The following is a 20123-nucleotide window of genomic DNA, read 5'->3' on the forward strand; positions in this document are numbered from 1 at the left end:
TGCCGGCGACCAGGGGGGCGCCGGCGCGCTGGGCGATGTGCCGGGCGGCGACCTTGTCGCCCAGGTCGCGGATGGCCTGCGGGGGCGGGCCGATCCAGATCAGGCCCGCGTCCAGCACCGCCTGGGCGAAGTCGGCGTTCTCCGAGAGGAAGCCGTAACCCGGATGGACGGCGTCCGCACCGGACTCGCGTGCGGCGTTCAGGATCTTGTCGATGACCAGGTAACTGGTCGCCGGGGTGTCACCGCCCAGAGCGAACGCCTCATCCGCGGCGCGGACATGCGACGCGTCCCGGTCCGGGTCGGCGTAGACGGCCACGCTCGCGATCCCGGCGTCCCGGCAGGCCCGGGCCACGCGGACAGCGATTTCGCCACGGTTGGCGATGAGCACCTTGCGCATGTCTGTCACACCTCTTCGTGCATCCGGGCGGAACGGCGGATCGACAGCGCCGCGACCAGCAGGCCGTCGCGCGCCATCCAGCGCCCGGTCAGTCGGTTCGGGAACGCGTCGCCCGCACTGCCGTGCGGCGTCGACGTCCGCGCATGGAACTCCCCGCTCAGGGGATCGACGTGGACGAGGATCTCACCGAGCCCCAGCCGGTGCCGGGTGAGGGAGAACCAAGCCTTGAACACGCTCTCCTTGGCCGTGAAGACCAGCCGCGCCCAGCTCACCTCCGGGTACGCGGACTCCATCTCCGCTATCCAGGCGCGCTCCTCGGCGGTCGTGATGAGGCCGAGCATCTCGCGGTAGCGCAGCGGGCGGTTGGCCTCCGCGTCGATTCCGATCGCGGCGACCTCGTCCGAGGGCGCGACCGCGGCGGCGTGGTAGCCGGTGCAGTGGGTCATGCTGCCGACGATCCCGGAGGGCCACACGGGTTCCCCGGAGGGCCCCCGCAGTATCGGGGCCGTGCTGACGCCCAGCCGGCGCAGGCCCTCACGCGCGCACGTCCGCACGGCGGCGAACTTGAGCCGCCGCTCCCGCGACATGGAGGAGGACGCGATCTCCTCCTCGGGAAGGAGCGACGGGTGCTCCGGGGCGTGGAATCCGTCGGACCCCACGGCGGGCCGGTCGAGCAGTTCCTCAATCATTTCCGCTCGCCCCGCCCGTCGCTTGGACCAGCAGGCACGACCACGTGAATCCCGCTCCCGCACTGAAGACGAGAGCCATCTCTCCGGGAGCGAGAAACCGCCCCTTCAGCAAGTCCGCGATATTCGCGATGGCGTCGCCCGCGCCGAGGTGTCCGGTGTCCTGACCGAAATTCTCGACCTTGGCCCCGACGCGCGCGGACAGCACGGGAATCCAGTTCTCGGTCAGCAGCTTCATGCCGAACCGGGGCAGCACGGCGTACTGCAGCCGGGGGTCGTCCGGGCCCACTCCGGCGTCCCGCAGCACGGTGTCGACCACGGAGTGGACCGCGCGTTCGTTGACCTCGGAGAAGTCCAGGTCGCCGTGCCGGTGCAGATAGGCACGCTTGGTGGCGCGCATGTCCACCTTCGCGCGGAACGAGTGCGGGGCCGACGCGAAGGGGTCGGCGCCCCGGTGCATGCTCTCCAGCTCCGGAGCCGCCACGGTGGCCGCCGCGAGCAGGCGCAGCGGATCGTCCGGGCCGGCCGGGCTGCGCAGCACCACCGCGGTCGAACCGTCCCCGTACGCCACCCCGTAGTCGCTCGACCAGCGGTCGAAACCGGGCTCCACGAAACGGTCTGCGGTGGTGACCATCCCCCACTTCGGCCGGCCGGACCCGGACGTACCGGAGCCGGTGATCTGCGAGGTGGAGAGGTAGGCCGCCATCAGTTCGACGGCCGCGGCACCGCCGTTGCACACCTGCTGGATCCCGAAGGGCACCGCCCGCAGCGCGCCGATCTCGTGGGCGATGTAGTGCGGGGGCGACCACAGGTCATGCCCCTGGTAGTACATCCAGGCGTGGCAGAGCGCGTCCAGACGGTCCGCGGCGACGTCCGCGGACCGCAGAGCGCCACGAGCCGCCAGCACCGCCATTTCGGGCGCCGCGATGTCCCGGGCCACGGGGAGCGATGCGTGGGCGAGCCCCCGGGCGTCCCGGGCGCGCAGCCCGCGGCTTTCCACCATGTCGGCCGCACGCGACCGGTCCTCGGGCAGCCATATCGAGGCGGCTGTTATTCCTATTGACCCGGCGGGTTTCATTCCTGCACCAGTCTCCCCAGCTGATAGAAATCAACTTCATGTCAGTCTGCACGCCGTTGATAAAAGCTGGATAGAAGCTACATAAAAGCGGGGAGGAACGCGCGCACCCAGGCAATAGGTGACACCCCCCGTACCCTGTGCGATACATGCCGTGTCACTTTGGTGACGCTTGCCCCGGAACCGAGAACCCGGTTTGGTGGTCGGTGAAACAGCTCCTGTGAGACCGATTTCGACGGAGGATGAGGATGAGCGAGAACGTTCTTCAGGACGATCTGCGTGAGAAGGCCCGGCAGATCGTGGCCGACGTCCTGGAAGTGGACCTGGACGAGCTGACGGACACCAGCAGCTTCGCCGACGACTTCGACGCGGACTCGCTCCTCGTGATCGAGATGTACTCGCGGTTCGAGCGCGATCTGCGCATCAAGGTGCCGCAGGAGGACATCGTCGAGCTGGACAACATGGCGACGGTGTTCGAGGTCATCGGCCGGCACAGCGGTGCGGAGGCCGTCAGTGCCTGACCGGGACGGGCGGCGTGTGGTCGTCACCGGCCTGGGGGCGGTGAGCAGTCTGGGCATCGGCGCCCGGCAGTTCATCGCCGCGCTCCGGGCCGGCCGTAGTGGAATCGGTCCGATCGGACAGTTCGATGCCACCGGGTTCGAGCATGTGCTTGCCGGCGAGGTCCGCGACTTCACCCCCTCCGCCCACCTGCACCGCGTCTCCCCCGAGGAGTGGGGGCGCAGCAGCCAGTTCGCCGCCGCCGCGGCCCGGATGGCGGTCGAGGACGCGGGGGTCGGGGAGCAGACGCTGTCCTCGGTCCGTACGGCGAGCTGCTTCGGCACCACGAACGGCGAGTCCCAGGTCCTCGAGGACCTCGGCGAGCAGTGGGTCTCGCAGGGTCCCGACCGGCTCGACGCCCGCCTGATCGGCCAGGTGGACGCCGGCCGGATCTCGGCGGCCGTCAACGTCGAGCTGGGCCTGTCCGGGGAGGCGCTCACCCTGGGCACCGCCTGTGCGGCCGGCAACTACTCCGTGGGGTACGCCTACGACCTGATCCGCTCCGGTGAGGTCGACCTGGCGCTGTGCGGCGGGGCCGACGCGTCCAACCGGCACACGCACGCCGGCTTCCACCGGCTCGGCGCCCTCGCGGCCGACGTGCCCCGGCCCTTCGACGAGCACCGCGACGGGATCGTCACCGCGGAGGGCGGTGCCGCCCTGCTGCTGGAGCCGCTCGAAGCGGCTCTCGAGCGGGGCGCCCGCATCTACGCCGAGGTGCTCGGCTACGGCATGTCGTGCGACGCCCACCACATGACGAACCCGCACGCGCCCTCCATCGCGGAGTGCATCAGGCGTGCCCACCGCAACGCCGGGATCAAGCCGGAGGACGTGGACTACATCTGCGCCCACGGCACCGGCACCGAGGCGAACGACTCCACCGAGATCGCGGCCGTACGGGATGCCTTCGACGGACGGGTCCCGCCGATCAGCTCGATCAAGTCGGCGCTCGGGCACACCATGGGCGCGGCGGCCGCGTTCGGCGCGCTCGTGTCCTGCGCCGCCCTCCACGAGGGGTTCCTGCCGGCCAGCACCACCGTCCGGACCGTGGACCCCGCGCTCGGACCGGATGTCGACTGCGTGCCGAGGACGTCACGCGCCCAGCGGCCGCGCGTCGTGGAGAACCACGGGTTCGCCTTCGGCGGGAACAACGCCGTCACGATCTTCGGAGATATAGCCGCATGAGTGCAGTGTCAACGACGAGCAGGCCCACCGTGTCGCGCACCGCGGCGGCCCCCGCTCCCCCGCCCGTGACGCCCGTCGACGTGGTCGGGTGCACGGTGTTCAGCACGGCGGGACAGGGCCTGGACCCGATCGCGGACGCACTGCTGCGGGGAACGGCAGCGGAGGGCGGCCCGGCCGGGGAGGCGGCGGCGGGCGACTACCCGCCGGGGCTGGACGTGCGGTCCGTGCCCGGCTTCAGCCCGGCGGACACCCTGGGCCGCAAGGGGCTGGGCCGGCTGACGAGGACGGACCAGCTGGTCTCCGTGGCCTGCTCGCTCGCCCTGGGGGAGCTGCCGGAGCAGGCCGCGCAGACCGAGCCGGCGGACACCGGCATCGTGCTCGGGACCTCGGTGGGCAGCACCGGCAGGGTCGGCGAGTTCATCCGGGACACCTTCGTCCAGGAGCTTCCCTACTTCGTCAACCCCTCCCATTTCCCGGGCATCCTGATGAACTCGGCGGCGGGCAGGGCGGCGATCCGGCTCGGTCTCACCGGCGTGAACTCGACCGTCTCGGGCGGTCCGCTGGCGGGCCTGCACGCCCTGCGCTTCGCGCGCACCGCGCTGCTGGCCGGACACGCCCGGCGGCTGCTCACCGGCGCCTTCGAGGAGCTGTCGGCGCAGCGCGCCTGGGCCTGGCACCGCTCCGGGGGCACGGCCGCGGGCGTCCCGCTCGGCGAAGGCGGTGCGGTCTTCGTCCTGCAGGCCCCGGACGAGCACGCGGAGGGACCTCGTCCGCTGGCCCGGCTGCTCGCCTGTGACGTGGGCTTCGCCGATCCGGCCGACGGTCTGCCCGGTGTCTCCCGGCGGCTGGCCGACTGCGTGCGGACCGCGCTGGTCCGCAGCGAGATCGCCCCGGAGGACGTGGCGGTGGCGGCGCCCGGAGCGTCCGGCCGGCGCGGCTGGGCGCGGGTGGAGGAAGCCGCCCTGCGCGAGGTCTTCTCCCCCGCGCAAGGCCCGCGGCGGCTGGCGGTCCAGCAGGTCCTGGGAGAGACGGACAGCGCGAACGGCGCGCTCCAGCTGGCCGCCGTACTGGCCCGCTGGCAGGACGGACGCCAGGACACCGGACGCGAGCGGGCCGCCGTGATCACGTCGGTCGGCCCCGACGGCAGCGTGGGCTGTGCCGTGGTGGCCCGCCCGTCCGGAGCCCCGTCCCCGCGCCGGTGAGTGCGCGCAGCCGGCCCGCCCCGTGGGCTCCGGCCGACCCGTGGACCCCGGGCGGGCCCACGGGTCGGGCGCATCCACAGGACTCCAAAACATTAAAGTAACTTTTTTGTTTTTTACCTGTCCGCCGGGGCGAACCGGGAGTTAACCTCACAGGCGCGGGGACACCCAGTGGGGCCGTTCAGGAAGGGACATGGCGAAGCAGGAGAGAGCCATATGGACACGTCGTACCTTGCTCAGGGCGGCCGCCAGGGAGTTCGACCGCCACGGGTACACCGGCTCGTCACTCGCGCAGATAGCCCGCTCGGCGGACATCTCGATGGGGGCGCTGACCTTCCACTTCGCCTCGAAACGGGATCTGGCGGACTCCGTCATGGAAGAGGGCAACGCGGCGACCCGGGCCCTGGTGGAGCGGCTGTCCCGGCATGACGGGCCCCCGGTGCAGTACGTGGCGTCCCTGACCCTCGCCCTGGTCGATCTGCTGGAGCGGGACCCGGCGGTGCGGGCGGCCGCGCGGCTGGCCCGGGAGGACTCCGGCACCCGTCACCAGTGGCACGCCCTGTGGGCGCCGGCCGTCTGCGAGCGGCTGCAGCAGACACCGCCCGGCCAGAAGCCCCCGGGCACCGACGTGTGGGCCATCGCCGACATGGCGATCCATCTGGTCTCCGGGATCGAGGCGACCCTGCGGCACCCCGCGTGCCACGAGGGGCGGCGCGACAGCGTCCGGCGCCTCGCGCGCATCTGGCGGCAGGCCGTGCCCGGCATCACCCTGCCCCTGGACGCCCGCGACGGCCTGCCGGACGGCGTCCCCGGCGGCGTGGTGCGTCCGGTCGCCGGGCACGACCGCCGGTCGTCTCACACGGCGCTGCATCCACCGTCCACCGGGACACCGGCCCCGGTGACGAAGGAGGCCTGATCGCTGCAGAGCCACGCCGCCGCCTGCGCCACCTCCAGCGGGTCGGCGAGGCGGCGCTGGATGGCCCGGGTGACGGCGGCCTCCTCCAGCTGCGGGACCTGCTCCATGGCCGTCTCCATCAGCTCGGTGCGCGTGCTGCCGACCATCAGGGCGTTGACCCGGATCCCCCGCTCGCCGTACTCGGCCGCGGCGGCCTTCGTCAGCCCGAGCACCGCGTGCTTGGCCGCGACGTAGGGCGCGACGGCGCCGGTGGCGAACGCGCCCGCGGTGCTGCACGTGTTGACGACCGCGCCGTGGCCCTGTTCCAGCATCACCGGGATCTGGCGCTTGAGGCAGTTCCAGACTCCCTGCACGTTGACGTCCATGATCTGCCGGAAGACGGCGTCGTCCGTCTCGTGGAGCGGAGTTCCGATCGAGCCCCAGCCGGCGTTGTTGAACGCCGCGTCCAGGCGGCCGAACCGGGCCACGGTGTCCTTGACCGCCCGTTCGACGTCGTCCGGCTCGGTCACGTCCCCGGCGGTCACCAGGGCGCGGCCGCCCGCGGCCTCGATGTCACGGGCGAGCGCGCGCAGTTTCTCCTCCCGGCGCGCCATGAGCGTCACCGCCGCTCCCTGTTCGGCGAACAGTCGCGCCGCCGCCGCGCCGATGCCGCTGGAGGCACCCGTGATCATCACGGTCTTGTTCCGCAGCAGTCCATGGGGTGTCGGCATGGTGTGTCCCCGTAGTCCTCTCGTGGTCATGCACGTACGCGGTGTTCAGGCGAAGTGCGCGGCGTGGTCCGCGGCCCACTGCCGGTAGGGGGTGGCCGCGTGCCCCAGGAGGGCCTCCAGGTCGTCCTCCCCGCCGTGTCCGGGCGTGGTGCCGGGGCCCTGGCGCCGCTCGGCGACCTCCAGGAGCGCCTGCGCGAGCGGCTCCGGCAGGCGTTCGCGCCAGCGGGCCAGGGCCTGCTGCGCCGTCAGCTCCTCGAAGCGCAGCGGGCGGTGCAGCACGTCGGCCAGCTGCCGGGTCTGTTCCCGCGGAGTCAGCTCCCGCGGGCCGGTCAGCGCGTACGTCCGGGACTCGTGGCCGGGCTCGGTGAGCACCCGCGCGGCGGCCTCGGCCACGTCGCGCGGGTCGACGCACGCCGTGGGGGCGTCCCCCACGAAGCTCCTGACGACGGACTCCGTGCGGATGGTGGAGGCCCAGGCCAGCGTGTTGCTCATGGGCGAACGCATCCGCAGCACCGTCCAGTCGAGGCCCGAGTCGTGCAGCAGGGCCTCGCTGTCGCGGTTCCAGCGCGCGATCAGGTCGGTGGCGTCCGGGTCGGCGACGGCGGTCCAGGACAGCTTCACCGCGCGTCGCACCCCCCGGGCGCGGGCGGCGGCCAGGATGTTCGCGTCGTCCGCGGGACGCAGCGGGTTGGCGGTCACCACGAAGACGGCGTCCGCCCCGGCCAGCACCTCTTCCAGGCGGGAGCGGTCCTGGTAGTCACCGGTGACGACACCGTCGTCCGGCAGCCCCAGCCGTGCCGCCTTCTGCTCGTCGCGGACCAGCAGCCGGGCCTGGCCCCCGGCGCCCAGGCGCCGGGCGAGGTGCCGGCCCACCGCCCCGGTCGCGCCGGTCACCACGATCCTCGGGCCGGTCTCCCCCCACGGCTTCATTCCGCCACTCCCCGTTCCCTGCCGAACTGCATCTTCTTGGCCGCGCTGGGCACGGCGACCGCGGGGAGCAGACATCGCCAGACCTCTTCGACGCGGTACGGCAGGTCGCTGCGGGAGGTCTCCAGCTGCGCCTGCATCTGCGCACCGGTGCAGGCGCTGACGACCAGTCGGGCGTACGCCTCCACGTCCACCCCGAGCCTCAGCTCCCGGCGGACCTGCGCGTCCCTGAAGTCCCGCAGCAGGATGGACATCCACTGCTGGTGGGAGTTCTCGCTCTTGGGGACGAAGTGCTCCTGGTCCATCACCAGGCGGGCGCCCGCCTGCAGGACGGGGTCGTCGAGGAGCTGGTAGGCCCACGTCAGCGTGACGTCGATGGCGTGCTGCAGGCCATGGGAGTCCTGCGGCGGCACGACGAGGTCGGGCTGGCTCGTGACGATCTCACGCGCCAGCTCCTCCTTGGACTTGAAGTGGAAGTACACCGCTCCCAGGGTCAGGCCCGCGCGCTCGGCGATCCTCGAGACGCTGGCGCCGGCGAAGCCCGACTCCGCGAACACCTCCGCCGCCGCGCGTATCAGAGCCGCCCGCGTCCGCGCGGCTCTCTCCTGCTTCACCTCTCGCACCGCCATCTGCACCCCACCCATTCGACCTGGTCAAGAAAAAAACTATTCTTTATCTTAGTGGCGACAGAGGGATGCACCTGCGCCCCGGCGGCTCAGTACATCGCCCGACCTCAGGGGGAGACAACGCGTCATGACGCTCACCAAGATCACTACACGAGACGCGGCCGGACCGACCGCCACCGGAAGTCTGGTGCGCAAGTCCGTCCAGGAGGAAGCCCTGGTAACGGACTGGCACCCGATTTCCGAGACGTCCCAGTTAGTCACCGCGCGCTGGCCGCAGCACCACGGCTTCTACGCCGAGGGCGGCCGCTACAGCTCCCTGCTGCTGACGGAGAGCCTGCGCCAGGCACTCGCGCTGCTGACGCACACCGTCCACGACATACCCCTGACCCATCGCCTGGGCTGGGAACAGATACGGTCCACCGTCGACCCCGGGGCGCTGTCGACGGGGACGCACCCCGCCGAGGTCGAACTGCTCATCACCCACACACAGGTCAAGCGGCGCCGGCTGGGCTCGGTGCACCTGACCTCGCACGTGGAGGCCTCGCTCGCGGGCAGGCCCATAGGTACCGCCGCACTGCGGTACAGCACCCACCCCCCGGCCATCTACGACCGCCTGCGCGGCGACTACGCCGATGCGAAGAGCGCCTTCGCGCGGGCCCTTCCCCTCACTCCCCCGGTACCGGCCGCGCTCGTCGGCCGCGGCGACGCCGGCAACGTGGTCCTGTCCCCCGCCCCGGGCGACCGGACCTGGCTGTTGCGTGTCGACACCTCACACCGTGTGCTCTTCGACCACCCGCACGACCACATCCCCGGCATGGTGCTGCTGGAGGCCGCCGCGCAGACCGCGCAGGCCATGGCGGCGCCGCTGACGGTGGTGCCCGTCGCCTTCGACACGACGTTCTACCGCTACGTCGAGTTCGACCGGCGCTGCCTGATCACCGCCGAACCCTTCGTCCACGACGGCGACGGCCGCATGACCGTCACGGTCCACGGCCGTCAGGGCGAACTGCCCGTCTTCTCCAGCACCGTGACGGTCGAGCAGCGGGACTGACACCGACGGCAGGGACGGCCGGGGCCGCGGGGCGGAAGCGAGCGCTTTCCGCCCCGCGACCCCGGCCGCCGCGTGTGCCCGGCGGCCGATCCGTGCCCCGGCGGCCGGTCGGCCCGGCTCACCGGGCGCGCGCGACGATCAGGCCGTAGCTGACCTGCGGCAGCGCCGCGAAGCGCTCGATGATGTCGGCGGCCTCGCTCAGCCGCTGCCGGGACACTCCGTGCCGGCCCTCGCCGGCGTGCCGGATCGCGGCCGCCGCGAGGGCATGGCTGCGGCGCACGTTCTCGCCGATGTCCAGGATCTCCACGAGACCGAGCCCCGCCGCCGCCAGGTGCCGGAGGTAGTCGCCGGCATCCCCGAGCGGCGGCATCCGGAACAGCTCGCGGCCGGCGGCCACGATCCCGGCCTCCGCCGCGGTGAGCGCGCCCACCACATAGGGGTTGGCCAGGACGAGCCTGCCGCCGGGCCGCAGCACCCGGGCCGCCTCGGCGATCACCCGGGCCCGGTCGTCCATGTGCAGGAGGGAGTCGATGGCGTACACGGCGTCGAAACCGCCGTCCGGGAACGGCAGGGCCATCGCGTCCACGTGCTCGAACGTCACCCGCCCCGCGCCCTCCCCCGCCCCGGGGTGCGCCCGGACCGGCCCGGCCTGCCCGGAACCGATGGTGACGCCGGTGACCCGCACGTCGTACGTCCGCGCCACGTACACGGCGGGGCGCCCGCTGCCGCAGCCGAAGTCGAGGACGCGCATGCCGGGCGAGAGGGCGAGGCGGTCGGCGACCAGGCCGGTCAGGGTGTCGGAGGCGTCGAAGGCGTCCGGGACCGAGGTGCTCCGGTCGTGACCGCGCCCGTCCCCGGGGGGCAGGTCATCGCCCGTCGCCTCGGCCAGGAGGGCGGAGGAGTGGTCGTACATCCGCGCCACGTCGTCCGGTGCGGGGCACGGGGCCTCGTGCAGTTCCGTCACGGGAGTTCCTTACTCACCGGGGGACATGCCGCGGCACGTCCACGGAGGGGTTACGGCTGGGCGGACGACGCCCTGCCACCCGCGACGGTCGGGGGTGGCAGGGCGTCGTCACTGTCGACTGCGCGGCCGCGCGGGGCCTTCGGGGGCCGGTCAGGCCACCTCGGTGGGCAGCTGGGCGTCCTCGCGCGCGGGAGTCGCCGCGGCGGTGTCCCGGCGCGGCGGGGCCAGTGCGGCGGCGATGGCCACCGCGCCGACCGCGCACACGGCGGCCGTGCCGTACAGCGCGATGTGCAGGGCGTGCGTGAACCCGTCGGCCAGCACCCCGGAGCCGCTGACGGACTGGTCGCCGGCGGCGACCTTCGCGGCCAGTTCCTGCGATCCGACGCGGGTGCTGATGAGGCTGACCAGGACCGCGCCGTACACGGCGATGACGATGGCCTCGCTGCCGATGCGCATGGTGTTGAGGAACCCGGTGGCCATACCGGCCTGCTCCGGCTCGACCAGGCTCATCGCCGTACCGTCGCCCACACCGAACGAGATGCCGGCGCCCAGGCCGGTCATCAGCAGCGGACCGGCGATCGCGGCGACGGAGCTGTCGGACTCGATCACCGTGAGCCAGGCGTTGCCGCCGGCGAACAGCACCAGCGAGAGCGTGATCAGCACGCGGGGCGACACACCCCGGTTGACCAGGGCTCCGGACAGCGGCGGGGCGAGGAGCACCGGCGCGGTCATCAGGAGCAGCACGGTGCCGGCGCGCCCGGCGGAGAAGCCGCTCGCACCCACGAGGTAGGTGGGCAGGTACGTCAGCAGCGTCACGAAGCCGAAGGTCGACACCACCGGGACCATGCAGAGCGCGAAGAACCGGCGGTTCTTCACCAGCGTCAGGTCCAGCACCGGGGCCGCGGAGCGCGACTGGAGCACGACGAAGAACACCAGCAGGCCCACGCCGACCACGAGCAGGGCCAGCACACCGGGGCTCGCCCAGCCCCACTCGGGGCCCTGGACCGCGCCGAGGACGAGCAGGCCGAGGCCGGCGACGAACACCACGGCGCCGGTGACGTCGAGCCGGGGGCGCTGCGGGGCGCGGGACTCGGCGACGAAGCCGATGCCGGCCAGGGCGACGGCGACCAGCGCCGCGTGCAGCCCGAAGGTGGCGCGCCAGCCGAGGGCGCCGACGAGCCAGCCGGACAGGGTGGGGCCGGCCGCCAGGCCGAGACCGGCGGCGCTGCCGAGGGCTGCGAAGGCCCGGGTGCGGGCGGCGCCGTCGAAGGTCGTGGCCAGGATCGCGCCACCGCTGGCGAACACGCCCGCCGCGCCGACGCCGGACAGGGCACGGGCGATGTCCAGCAGCACGATGCCGGGGGCGACCGCCGCGGCGAGCGAGCCGACGGCGAACACCGACGCACCGGTGGCGAAGGCCCGACGGCGCCCGAACAGGTCGGCGGCGGATCCGGTGACCAGCATGAACGAGGCGAACGTCAGGTTGTAGGCGTTCATGACCCATTGCAGGGGTGCACCCGCGGTGTGCAGGTCGTCACCGATGTCCGGCAGGGCGACGGCCGCTCCGGAGATCGACATCGGGACGGTGACGAAGGCCAGCAGCACCACTACCAGCGTGATCGCTGGACGTGAGCGGCCCGTAGGAACGGTAGTCACGAGTTCAGGCTCCTTCAGGGGACGTTCGAACAGCCACAGTCGGCCACCAAGGCGACAGTGCCACCAAGTGGCACTAGCTGTCAAAGCGCAACAGCTTCTGGGTGGTAAACTCCTCGGTGTGAGTGATGATCTGCGCGACCTGCCGCTGCGGGAACGGAAGAAGCTGCGCACGCGCCGAGCCCTGGCCGAGACCGCGCTGCGTCTCTTCACCGAACGCGGGTACGACGCCACCACGCTCGACGACCTGTGCGACACGGTGGAGGTGTCGAAGCGCACCTTCTTCCGGAACTACCGGTCCAAGGAGGACGTGGCACTCGCCGCCGACAGCGATCTGTGGTCGGCGTACCTGGACTATGTGGCCACCCTGAAGCTGGACGGCCCGCTCCTGGAGACGCTGCGCGTCGCCCTCGACACCACGCTGGGCGCCATGGACCCGGACTGGGACCGCCGCTTCCTGGCCACCCGTGCGCTGTCGGAGGGCGTCCCCGCGCTCCAGGCGCACAGCCTGGGGTACTGCCAGGAGACCACGCGCGCCATCGTGGAGACGGTGACCGAAGGCGCCCGCACCGACGTGGACCGGATGCGTCTGCAACTGACGGTGGAGATCTTCGTGGCCGCCTGGCACACGGCGTCCCTGCAGTGGACGGCCCAGGGTTCCCAGGGAGGCCGCGACACCCTCATGAAGCTGGTCGAGGAGACCTTCGCCATGATCCCCGACGCGCTCACCTGCTCCGCCTAGCGATTCCCCCCGCAGGCCGCGGCCCCCGCGCCGCGGCCTTTTTTCATGCCCGCGCGTATACCTCCTAGGAGGTATACGCGCCTCTTTCTAAGTGGTACCTCCCTTGAGCCGGTCAGCGGCGAACCCTACGTTCGTGAATCAAGGCCGACGGGCGCGGAATTCACACAGCTAAGGGAGGGCCTCGGTCGTGACGCTCTCGGAGATTACTCCGGAACTGCGGAAGCCAGAAGAACGGGAAACGCTCGGATTCCACCGGACCGTGGACCGGCGTATGGTCCACCGGGCTTCCGTCGCCGAGGTCTTCGTCACCGGGATGGAACAGACCGGCGAGCTCACCTTCCGGTCCGCGGCGCAACTCCCGCTGTCCCACGGATACTTCAACGACCACACGGGAATCCCCGCGACACACGACCCGCTGCTCCTGCTGGAGATCTGCCGCCAGGCGTCCATCTACGGCGCCCACGCGCAGCTGGACGTCCCGCTCGAAACCACCTTCATGGTCAACGACTGGGCCATCGGCCTGCGGGACAGCGCCGCCCTGGTCGTCGGCGGCAAGCCGGGCGAACTGCTCCTGAGCGAGACCATGACGCCGACGTACGACCGCCGGAACCGCATCACCGCCCTGCGTTTCGACATCGGGATGGAACTGGCCTGGGAGACGGTGGGAACCGCGCACATCCGGGTCAGCTCCGCGCCCACCGCGCAGTACGCGGCGCTCCGGTTCATGCAGCGCGGCAGCACGCCGCCCATGACCTCGGCGTTCCGCACGCCGGGCGGCGCCGCCCGGACCACCGAGCAGCCGGCCCGGGTGGGGCGCGTCAACCCGGCGAACGTCGTCCTCGCCGATGCCGAGTGCGACACGGAGCGGGGTTCCCTCTCCGCCGTACTGGCGCCCGACTTCGGCAACAGCGGCCTTTTCGACCACGACTACGACCACATTCCGGCCATGGTCCTGATGGAGGCCGCACGCCAGTCGGCGCTGCTGCTGACATCGGCCCACGAGTCCGCCGGCGGATTTCAGCGGACCCTTTCCCTGTCCGCACTCGAAGCCTCGTTCTCCCGTTTCGCCGAACTGGATTCCCCGGTACGGATCAGCGCCGTCCGGGATTCCCGTGAGGGCTCTTTGAACCGGGTCGCGGTGACCTTCGAGCAGTCGGACACGACCGTGGCCGCCATCAGCACCGAGGTCCGCCCGTCGGCGACCACCGGCTGACCGCTCTCACCCGGCGCAGTCGTACCTTTCCCACAGCGAGGAGCTGAAATGAGCAGGACCGTCCTGGTGACCGGCGGAAACCGAGGCATCGGACTGGAGATCGCGCGGGTCATGGCGGATGCCGGCGACAAGGTGGCCGTCACCTACCGCAACGGCGAGCCTCCCGCCGAGTTCTTCGGCGTACGCTGCGACGTCACCGACCGCGACGACACGGAGCGCGCCCTCGCCGAGGTCGCCCAGCAGTTCGGCCCGGTCCAGGTGCTGGTCGCCAACGCCGGCATCACCAAGGACGCGCTGGCCCCGCTGATGTCCGAGGACGCCTTCCGGGACGTCATGGAGACGAACCTGGTCGCGGCGTTCCGCTTCGCCCGCCTCGTCGCTCCCGACATGGTGCGTGCCCGGTGGGGGCGCATCGTCTTCATGTCGTCGGTGATGGGGTTCCTCGGCTCCCCGGGCCAGGCCAACTACGCCTCCTCCAAGGCCGGGCTGCTCGGTCTCACCCGCTCGCTCGCCTGGGAACTCGGCTCCCGGAACATCACGGTCAACATGGTGACCCCCGGCCTGATCGAGACCGACATGATCAAGGGCGTGAAGGAGAAGCGCCGCGAGGGCCTGCTGGCGCAGACCGCGCTGCGCCGCACCGGAACGCCCACGGAGGTCGCCGAGGTCGTCAGGTTCCTCGCGAGCGACGCGGCCTCGTACGTGACCGGAGCCTCGGTTCCGGTCGGCGGCGGCCTGGCGATGGGGCAGTGAGCATGGCACCGCGTCCGCACCGACAGGGGGTACACATGCAGGGATCCGCAGGCTCTCCGGTCCGCGCCGTCTGGACGGACTACGGAGGCGTTCTGGAGGTTCCGTCCACCAAGGTGACGGTGGCCAACTTCTGCGGGAAGATCGGCATTTCCCCGCAGCAGCTGCTCACGGCCATGGAGAAGGTCGCCGCCTCCTACGGGGTGGACCTGCTGGCGCCGCTCGACACCCCCCTCGTCACCCAGGAGGAGTGGTCGGCGCAGGTCGAGGAGGTACTGCGGGCCGACGAGGGGGTGGACGTGGACCTGTCCGACTTCCCGGCGCGCTGGTTCGAGGGCCGTACGGCCAACGAGCCGTGGGTCGCGCATCTGCGGCGGCTGAACGCCGACGGGGTGTTCGTCGGGCTGATGTCCAACATGGTGCCGGCCTGGGACGAACACTGGCGCCGGGTCGTCGCGCCCGAGGGGCTCTTCAAGGAGCTGGTCATGTCGTTCGAGGTGGGGAGCCGCAAACCGGAGACGGGCATCTTCCGCGTCGCCGAGGAGCGCACCGGATTCCTGCCGCACGAATGCGTGCTGATCGACGACATCGAGAAGAACTGCGCGGGGGCGAGGCAGGCCGGCTGGCACGCCATCCATTTCACGGACCCGGCGCAGGCGATCAGCGAACTGGACGCGCTCCTCGGAGCGGACCGTCCCGAGTGACGGCGCGACCTGCCGAACGGGGAAGGAACTCCATGCCGCAATCGTCACGCGCCGCCGCTCCCGCCTCCCGCGAGATCGTCCTGGACGCGCTGGGCGTCCCGGTCTCCGGGCTGCTCGCCGAGCCGTCGTCCGGCGCCCCGCGCGCCGTCGTCGTGGCGCTGCACGGCGGCGGGATCCGGGCCGGGTACTTCGACGGCCACACCGAGCCCGGGCACTCGCTGCTGGAGCTGGGCGCGGACCTCGGCTTCACGGTCCTCGCGCTGGACCGGCCCGGGTACGGGGAGTCGGCACCCTTCCTGCCGGAGGGGCTCGGCACCCAGGAGCAGGCCATGCTGCTGCGTGCCGCCCTGCGGGACTTCGCGCGCACCCACGGGACCGGGGACGGCTTCTTCGTCGTGGCGCACTCCAACGGGGCGAAGCCCGGGCTCGCCATGGCCGCGCAGGACCACGAGGAGAGCATCATCGGTCTGGACGTCTCCGGGCTGGGCAGCACACCGGCGGCGGCGGACACGATCCCGCGGCACGGGACCGGTCGTATGGACTGGTACCGGCACTGGGGCGACCCGGGCCTGTACCCCGCGGGGACCTTCCGCCGGTGCCGTGCGCTGCTGGCGCCGATCCCGGCCCAGGAGATCCGGGAGTTCCCCCTCTGGCCGGACATGTACCCCGGCATCGCCGCCTCGGTGCGGGCACCGGTCCGCTTCACCTTCGCCGAGCAGGAACCGTGGTGGCGGTCCGACGCCCGGGCCGTGGCCGACCTGACCGCTCCGCTGGCCTCCACGCGGGTACGGGTGGACCACCAGCCGGACGCCGGTCACAACATCAGCCTCGGCTGGGCGGCGCGGGCCTATCACCTCCGGGTCCTCGCCTTCCTGGAGGAGTGCCTCCTCACCCGCCGGACCACCGCGGCCCCCCTGCCCGCCCCGAGCCCCGGTGACACCCCGGCCGCCGCCGACGGCATGCCGGCGACCGCGTCCTGGCAGTTCCTCACCAGGGTCATGTTCCCCCTGGCCCTGGCCCCGGACCTGCCCTGACCCAACGGCCCCCACCACCCGCCCCGCACAGCGCAGCGCCCCGCACCTCGATGGTGGTGCGGGGCGCTGCGGCGGCCGAGAAGAAGGCGGCTCTCAGCTTGAGGCGCTCATCGGCCGCCGGTGGTCAGTTGTGGCTGTGCAGGATGTCGTTCAGGCCGCCCCAGACCGCGTTGTTCGGCCGGGCCTCGACCGTGCCGGTGACCGAGTTGCGGCGGAAGAGGATGTTCGAGGCGCCGTTCAGCTCGCGGGCCTTGACGATCTGGCCGTCGGGCATGGTGACCCGGGTGCCCGCGGTGACGTACAGGCCGGCCTCGACCACGCACTCGTCGCCGAGCGCGATGCCGACGCCCGCCTCCGCGCCGACCAGGCAGCGCTCGCCGATGGAGATGATCACGTTGCCGCCGCCGGACAGGGTGCCCATGGTGGAGGCGCCGCCGCCGATGTCCGAGCCGTCGCCGACCACGACGCCCGCGGAGATCCGGCCCTCGACCATGGAGGTGCCGAGCGTGCCGGCGTTGAAGTTGACGAAGCCCTCGTGCATGACCGTGGTGCCGGCCGCGAGGTGCGCGCCGAGGCGGACCCGGTCGGCGTCGGCGATGCGCACGCCCTTGGGGGCGACGTAGTCCGTCATGCGTGGGAACTTGTCGACCGAGGTCACCTGGAGGTGCAGGCCCTCGGCGCGGGCGTTGAGGCGCACCTTCTCCAGGTCGTCCACGGCGACCGGACCGAGCGAGGTCCAGGCGACGTTGGCGAGGTGGCCGAAGATGCCGTCCAGGTTCTGGCCGTGCGGCTTGACCAGGCGGTGCGAGAGCAGGTGCAGGCGCAGGTAGACGTCGTGCGCGTCGATCGGCTTCTCGTCCAGCGAGGCGATGACCGTGCGGACCGCGACCACCTCGACACCCCGGCGGGCGTCCGGGCCGGTCGCCGCGGTCGCGCCGCCGCCCAGCAGCTCCGCCGCCTGCTCGGCGGTCAGCCGCTCGGTGCCGGCCGGGCCCGGCGCCTCGACCAGCTCGGGGGCCGGGAACCAGGTGTCGAGAACGGTGCCGTCGGAGGCGATCGTGGCGAGGCCGGCGGCGACGGCGCCGGTGGTACGGGTTGCAGACTCGGTCATGGGAGAAAACCTAACGTGGGTGGGGTGGTGAGGGCGAACCGCGTCTCATGTGCCGGGCGCGGGTTCAGGGGATCAGCCGAGCCAGCGCGGCGCGCGCGTGCTCCTCGTCGTACGAACCGCCCGTCAGCAGCACCTGGAGGCAGATCCCGTCCATGAGCGCGAGCAGGGCGCGGGCGGTGACCGGGTCGGTGCGGCGGGCCAGCAGCGCGGCGGCGCCCTCGGTCCACTCGGCGGCGACGGGGCGCAGCGCGGGGCGGCGCAGTGCCGCGAGGTACAGCTCGTACTCCAGTTCCACGCCGGTCCGCCCGCCCGCCAGCCACTGCCCGAGCGCCCGGGCGAGATCCGCGGCGAGGCCGTCCGGGCCGGTGCCCTGGGGCAGCAGTTCGGCCAGCACCCGGCCGAATCCCTCGTTCGACTGCCGCAACGCGGCCACCAGCAGCTCTTCCAGGGTGGCGAAGTGGTACGTCGTGGAGCCGAGCGGTACGTCCGCCTCGGCCGCGACCGTGCGGTGGCTCAGTCCGGCGATGCCGTCCCGGCCGACCACGCGGATCGCCGCGTCGATGATCCGCTGCCGGCGCTCGGGGTCGTGCCGCCGGGCCATCAGTGCGCCGCCCCGCCGAGGTTGAGCACCACCACTCCCCCGATGATCAGCACGATCCCGGCGACCTTGGCCGGGCTCAGCCCCTCCCCGAACAGCAGCAGGCCGAGGACGGCGATGGCCGCGGTGCCCACGCCGGACCAGATGGCGTACGCCGTGCCGATCTGGACGCTTCTGAGGGTCTGGGCGAGCAGGGCGAAGGAGACGAGGTAGCCCAGCGCGGTCACGAGCGAGGGCCAGAGCCGGCTGAACCCCTCGCTGTACTTCATCGCCGTGGTGGCGGCGACCTCGGCGGCGATGGCACCGGCGAGCAGCAGATATCCCATGTGTACGAGCGTACACAACGATCGTGTACGGCCGTACACAACGAGAAAGTTGCACTTTCATAGAAACCGCTCGCAGGCGGTACCGCCTCCACTACTGTGCGGGCCCGTGCCTGAAAACACCCCCCGCACCCGAAGACTCGGGCTGGCCGCCGCACTGGTCCTGGCGGTCGCCGCCGCCTGCGTGACCGTGACCGCCATGGACGACCAGTCCCCACGGACGAAGGCCACCGCACCGGTGACACCGCCCGACAACGGCCCCGGCCTGCTCTCCTTCGCCTCCCCGTCCGCCTCACCGGCGAGCACCACGGCGACCCCCGCGTCCACCGGGGACCCCACGTCCTCACCCCCGTCCCCGCCCCCGTCCCCCACCCGCGCGGAGCGCACCCCCGCCCACTCCCCCACCCCGAGCCCCGGTTCCCCCCGGCCGACGCAGCCCCGCACCTCGGTCCGCTCCCTCAACTACCCCGACCGCTACTGGCAGGTCAGCGACGGCTTGGTGCGGCTGGAACCCGTCACCTCGGCCCCGGCCCGCCGCGCCGCCACCTTCACCCGCGTCGAGGGCCTGGCGGACGCCCGCTGCTCCTCCTTCACCACGGCCGACGGCAGCTACCTGCGCCACCGTGACTTCCTCCTGCGCGCCGAACGGGCCGACGGCTCCCGGCTCTTCCGGCAGGACGCCACCTTCTGCCCCCGGCGGTCCGCCTCCGGAGCCGTGATGCTGGAGTCGGTCAACTACCCCGGCCGCTTCCTGCGCCACCGGAACTTCCAGCTACGGCTGGACCCCTACCAGAACACCGGCCTGTACCGCGCGGACTCGGCGTTCCTGCTGGTGGACGGGCTGGCCTGAGCAGACGGAAGGGGGCCGTGGCCCCTTGGCCACGGCCCCCTCGCGCGGGTGCTGTGTCAGACGTTGAAGCCGAGCGCCCGAAGCTGCTCGCGGCCGTCGTCCGTGATCTTGTCCGGACCCCACGGCGGCATCCAGACCCAGTTGATGCGGAGTTCGTTGACGAGGCCGTCCGTGGCGGACTTGGCCTGGTCCTCGATGACGTCCGTCAGCGGGCAGGCCGCCGAGGTCAGGGTCATGTCCACGGTGGCGACGTTGGAGTCGTCGATGTGGATGCCGTAGATCAGGCCGAGGTTGACGACGTCGATGCCCAGCTCGGGGTCGACGACGTCCATCAGAGCCTCGCGCAGCTCCTCCTCGGAGGCCGGCTTCATCTCAGCGGTGTCGGTCATGCCGTCTTCCTTTCGGCGTCGGCGCCATCCAGCGCCTGGGCCGTCGCGTCCTTCCACGCCATCCAGCTGAGGAGGGCGCACTTGACCCGCGCGGGGTACTTGGAGACACCGGCGAACGCGACCGCGTCCTCCAGGACCTCCTCCATCGCGTCGTCGGGCTCGATCCTGCCCTTGGACTGCATCAGCTCCAGGAAGGTCTCCTGGATCTTCTGCGCGTCCGCCAGGTCCTTGCCCACCAGCAGCTCGTTGAGCACGGAGGCCGAGGCCTGGCTGATCGAACAGCCCTGGCCCTCGTACGAGACGTCCTCGATCTTCGTGCCGTCGTACTTCACGCGCAGGGTGATCTCGTCGCCGCAGGTCGGGTTCACGTGGTGCACCTCGGCGTCGCCGTCCCTCAGACCACGCCCGTGCGGGTTCTTGTAGTGGTCCAGGATGACGTCCTGGTACATCGAATCCAGCTTCACG

General features: G+C 71.9%; 24 protein-coding genes. 11 read left to right on the forward strand and 13 right to left on the reverse strand.

Annotated features, from left to right (window positions below; genetic code table 11):
- The 3 genes from IEZ20_RS38510 to IEZ20_RS38520 all read right to left on the reverse strand — a co-directional run.
- Window positions 1-397, reverse strand: a 397-nt coding sequence (locus IEZ20_RS38510; protein ID WP_308434732.1) for a biotin carboxylase N-terminal domain-containing protein, incomplete at its 3' end; no start/stop codon positions are given.
- 5 nt (window positions 398-402) lie between these two features.
- Window positions 403-1086: a 4'-phosphopantetheinyl transferase family protein gene (locus IEZ20_RS38515; RefSeq protein WP_189307643.1), complete on the reverse strand. Its 684-nt coding sequence runs from the start codon at window positions 1084-1086 to the stop codon at window positions 403-405.
- Window positions 1079-2086 carry a ketoacyl-ACP synthase III family protein gene (locus tag IEZ20_RS38520; RefSeq protein ID WP_229896489.1) on the reverse strand — a complete coding sequence of 336 codons (1008 nt, stop codon included), beginning with the start codon at window positions 2084-2086 and terminating at the stop codon, window positions 1079-1081. Before IEZ20_RS38520 ends, IEZ20_RS38515 begins: the two co-directional genes overlap by 8 nt.
- A gap of 320 nt (window positions 2087-2406) precedes the next feature.
- On the opposite strand from IEZ20_RS38520, the gene IEZ20_RS38525 reads away from it, so the two are divergent.
- The 4 genes from IEZ20_RS38525 (at window position 2407) to IEZ20_RS38540 (ending at window position 6013) form a co-directional block, all read left to right on the forward strand.
- A complete protein-coding gene (locus IEZ20_RS38525) occupies window positions 2407-2679 on the forward strand; it encodes an acyl carrier protein (protein ID WP_189307647.1) in 273 nt (90 codons plus the stop codon).
- Complete coding sequence (locus IEZ20_RS38530) at window positions 2672-3898, forward strand: beta-ketoacyl-[acyl-carrier-protein] synthase family protein (RefSeq protein ID WP_189307649.1); 1227 nt, start codon at window positions 2672-2674, stop codon at window positions 3896-3898. The genes IEZ20_RS38525 and IEZ20_RS38530 overlap by 8 nt, the downstream gene beginning before the upstream one ends.
- Window positions 3895-5100 (forward strand): beta-ketoacyl synthase N-terminal-like domain-containing protein, encoded by a 1206-nt coding sequence (locus IEZ20_RS38535; protein ID WP_189307650.1) that lies wholly within the window; start codon window positions 3895-3897, stop codon window positions 5098-5100. The genes IEZ20_RS38530 and IEZ20_RS38535 overlap by 4 nt, the downstream gene beginning before the upstream one ends.
- Window positions 5101-5290: 190 nt before the next feature.
- On the forward strand, window positions 5291-6013 hold the full coding sequence (locus IEZ20_RS38540; protein ID WP_189307652.1) for a TetR family transcriptional regulator: 723 nt from the start codon (window positions 5291-5293) through the stop codon (window positions 6011-6013).
- On the opposite strand, the gene IEZ20_RS38545 is transcribed toward IEZ20_RS38540, so the two are convergent.
- Genes IEZ20_RS38545 through IEZ20_RS38555 form a run of 3 tightly spaced genes read right to left on the reverse strand, consistent with a single transcriptional unit; the run spans window position 5953 to window position 8279 of the window.
- Window positions 5953-6723 (reverse strand): SDR family NAD(P)-dependent oxidoreductase, encoded by a 771-nt coding sequence (locus IEZ20_RS38545; protein WP_189307654.1) that lies wholly within the window; start codon window positions 6721-6723, stop codon window positions 5953-5955. The genes IEZ20_RS38540 and IEZ20_RS38545 overlap by 61 nt on opposite strands.
- 45 nt (window positions 6724-6768) lie before the next feature.
- Entirely contained in the window at window positions 6769-7653 is an 885-nt protein-coding gene (locus IEZ20_RS38550; RefSeq protein ID WP_189307657.1) for an NAD(P)H-binding protein, read from the reverse strand.
- Window positions 7650-8279, reverse strand: a complete 630-nt coding sequence (locus IEZ20_RS38555) for a ScbR family autoregulator-binding transcription factor (RefSeq protein WP_189307659.1) — start codon at window positions 8277-8279, stop codon at window positions 7650-7652. The genes IEZ20_RS38550 and IEZ20_RS38555 overlap by 4 nt, the downstream gene beginning before the upstream one ends.
- 124 nt (window positions 8280-8403) lie before the next feature.
- Here IEZ20_RS38555 and IEZ20_RS38560 point away from each other — a divergent pair, with 124 nt between their 5' ends.
- Window positions 8404-9327, forward strand: a complete 924-nt coding sequence (locus tag IEZ20_RS38560) for a ScbA/BarX family gamma-butyrolactone biosynthesis protein (RefSeq protein WP_189307661.1) — start codon at window positions 8404-8406, stop codon at window positions 9325-9327.
- A 118-nt stretch (window positions 9328-9445) separates the two neighbouring features.
- On the opposite strand, the gene IEZ20_RS38565 is transcribed toward IEZ20_RS38560, so the two are convergent.
- The gene (locus tag IEZ20_RS38565; protein WP_189307663.1) at window positions 9446-10291 is read right to left on the reverse strand and encodes an SAM-dependent methyltransferase; all 846 of its coding nucleotides are present in this window, start codon (window positions 10289-10291) and stop codon (window positions 9446-9448) included.
- 150 nt (window positions 10292-10441) lie between these two features.
- The gene (locus tag IEZ20_RS38570; RefSeq protein ID WP_229896490.1) at window positions 10442-11947 is read right to left on the reverse strand and encodes an MFS transporter; all 1506 of its coding nucleotides are present in this window, start codon (window positions 11945-11947) and stop codon (window positions 10442-10444) included.
- Between the two features lie 118 nt (window positions 11948-12065).
- Here IEZ20_RS38570 and IEZ20_RS38575 point away from each other — a divergent pair, with 118 nt between their 5' ends.
- The 5 genes from IEZ20_RS38575 to IEZ20_RS38595 all read left to right on the forward strand — a co-directional run bounded on the left by IEZ20_RS38575 (window position 12066) and on the right by IEZ20_RS38595 (window position 16387).
- Entirely contained in the window at window positions 12066-12686 is a 621-nt protein-coding gene (locus IEZ20_RS38575; protein ID WP_189307666.1) for a TetR/AcrR family transcriptional regulator, read from the forward strand.
- A 187-nt stretch (window positions 12687-12873) separates the two neighbouring features.
- Window positions 12874-13899: a hotdog family protein gene (locus IEZ20_RS38580; protein ID WP_506004968.1), complete on the forward strand. Its 1026-nt coding sequence runs from the start codon at window positions 12874-12876 to the stop codon at window positions 13897-13899.
- Between the two features lie 48 nt (window positions 13900-13947).
- Window positions 13948-14652, forward strand: coding sequence for a 3-oxoacyl-ACP reductase FabG (fabG, locus tag IEZ20_RS38585; protein ID WP_189307670.1), 705 nt, complete (start codon window positions 13948-13950; stop codon window positions 14650-14652).
- A gap of 35 nt (window positions 14653-14687) precedes the next feature.
- Window positions 14688-15353: an HAD-IA family hydrolase gene (locus IEZ20_RS38590; protein ID WP_189307672.1), complete on the forward strand. Its 666-nt coding sequence runs from the start codon at window positions 14688-14690 to the stop codon at window positions 15351-15353.
- Window positions 15354-15385: 32 nt separating this feature from the next.
- The gene (locus IEZ20_RS38595; protein ID WP_229896491.1) at window positions 15386-16387 is read left to right on the forward strand and encodes an alpha/beta hydrolase; all 1002 of its coding nucleotides are present in this window, start codon (window positions 15386-15388) and stop codon (window positions 16385-16387) included.
- Window positions 16388-16511: 124 nt separating this feature from the next.
- Here IEZ20_RS38595 and dapD read toward each other — a convergent pair whose 3' ends face one another.
- From dapD to IEZ20_RS38610, 3 genes are all read right to left on the reverse strand, one after another.
- Window positions 16512-17498, reverse strand: coding sequence for a 2,3,4,5-tetrahydropyridine-2,6-dicarboxylate N-succinyltransferase (gene dapD / locus IEZ20_RS38600; protein WP_189307673.1), 987 nt, complete (start codon window positions 17496-17498; stop codon window positions 16512-16514).
- Window positions 17499-17562: 64 nt separating this feature from the next.
- Window positions 17563-18099: a TetR/AcrR family transcriptional regulator gene (locus tag IEZ20_RS38605; RefSeq protein ID WP_189307675.1), complete on the reverse strand. Its 537-nt coding sequence runs from the start codon at window positions 18097-18099 to the stop codon at window positions 17563-17565.
- Window positions 18099-18422, reverse strand: a complete 324-nt coding sequence (locus IEZ20_RS38610) for a DMT family transporter (RefSeq protein WP_189307678.1) — start codon at window positions 18420-18422, stop codon at window positions 18099-18101. The genes IEZ20_RS38605 and IEZ20_RS38610 overlap by 1 nt, the downstream gene beginning before the upstream one ends.
- A gap of 106 nt (window positions 18423-18528) precedes the next feature.
- Here IEZ20_RS38610 and IEZ20_RS38615 point away from each other — a divergent pair, with 106 nt between their 5' ends.
- Window positions 18529-19269, forward strand: coding sequence for an AbfB domain-containing protein (locus IEZ20_RS38615; protein WP_229896492.1), 741 nt, complete (start codon window positions 18529-18531; stop codon window positions 19267-19269).
- A gap of 56 nt (window positions 19270-19325) precedes the next feature.
- On the opposite strand, the gene IEZ20_RS38620 is transcribed toward IEZ20_RS38615, so the two are convergent.
- Together IEZ20_RS38620 and sufU are read right to left on the reverse strand one after the other, a co-directional pair.
- On the reverse strand, window positions 19326-19658 hold the full coding sequence (locus tag IEZ20_RS38620) for a metal-sulfur cluster assembly factor (RefSeq protein ID WP_100825566.1): 333 nt from the start codon (window positions 19656-19658) through the stop codon (window positions 19326-19328).
- Window positions 19655-20122: a Fe-S cluster assembly sulfur transfer protein SufU gene (sufU, locus tag IEZ20_RS38625; RefSeq protein ID WP_189307682.1), complete on the reverse strand. Its 468-nt coding sequence runs from the start codon at window positions 20120-20122 to the stop codon at window positions 19655-19657. The genes IEZ20_RS38620 and sufU overlap by 4 nt, the downstream gene beginning before the upstream one ends.
- Window position 20123: the final 1 nt, after the last annotated feature.

Origin of the sequence: Streptomyces cinerochromogenes, from assembly GCF_014648635.1 — a bacterium.
Classification (GTDB): Bacteria; Actinomycetota; Actinomycetes; order Streptomycetales; family Streptomycetaceae; genus Streptomyces; species Streptomyces cinerochromogenes.

Coding starts and splice junctions, on each gene's coding strand:
- IEZ20_RS38515 (WP_189307643.1), bottom strand. CDS start 1,086: ATGATTGAGGAACTGCTCGACCGGCCCGCCGTGGGGTCCGACGGATTC.
- IEZ20_RS38520 (WP_229896489.1), bottom strand. CDS start 2,086: ATGGTGGAAAGCCGCGGGCTGCGCGCCCGGGACGCCCGGGGGCTCGCC.
- IEZ20_RS38525 (WP_189307647.1), top strand. CDS start 2,407: ATGAGCGAGAACGTTCTTCAGGACGATCTGCGTGAGAAGGCCCGGCAG.
- IEZ20_RS38535 (WP_189307650.1), top strand. CDS start 3,895: ATGAGTGCAGTGTCAACGACGAGCAGGCCCACCGTGTCGCGCACCGCG.
- IEZ20_RS38540 (WP_189307652.1), top strand. CDS start 5,291: ATGGCGAAGCAGGAGAGAGCCATATGGACACGTCGTACCTTGCTCAGG.
- IEZ20_RS38545 (WP_189307654.1), bottom strand. CDS start 6,723: ATGCCGACACCCCATGGACTGCTGCGGAACAAGACCGTGATGATCACG.
- IEZ20_RS38550 (WP_189307657.1), bottom strand. CDS start 7,653: ATGAAGCCGTGGGGGGAGACCGGCCCGAGGATCGTGGTGACCGGCGCG.
- IEZ20_RS38555 (WP_189307659.1), bottom strand. CDS start 8,279: ATGGCGGTGCGAGAGGTGAAGCAGGAGAGAGCCGCGCGGACGCGGGCG.
- IEZ20_RS38560 (WP_189307661.1), top strand. CDS start 8,404: ATGACGCTCACCAAGATCACTACACGAGACGCGGCCGGACCGACCGCC.
- fabG (WP_189307670.1), top strand. CDS start 13,948: ATGAGCAGGACCGTCCTGGTGACCGGCGGAAACCGAGGCATCGGACTG.
- IEZ20_RS38590 (WP_189307672.1), top strand. CDS start 14,688: ATGCAGGGATCCGCAGGCTCTCCGGTCCGCGCCGTCTGGACGGACTAC.
- IEZ20_RS38595 (WP_229896491.1), top strand. CDS start 15,386: ATGCCGCAATCGTCACGCGCCGCCGCTCCCGCCTCCCGCGAGATCGTC.
- dapD (WP_189307673.1), bottom strand. CDS start 17,498: ATGACCGAGTCTGCAACCCGTACCACCGGCGCCGTCGCCGCCGGCCTC.
- IEZ20_RS38605 (WP_189307675.1), bottom strand. CDS start 18,099: ATGGCCCGGCGGCACGACCCCGAGCGCCGGCAGCGGATCATCGACGCG.
- IEZ20_RS38610 (WP_189307678.1), bottom strand. CDS start 18,422: ATGGGATATCTGCTGCTCGCCGGTGCCATCGCCGCCGAGGTCGCCGCC.
- IEZ20_RS38620 (WP_100825566.1), bottom strand. CDS start 19,658: ATGACCGACACCGCTGAGATGAAGCCGGCCTCCGAGGAGGAGCTGCGC.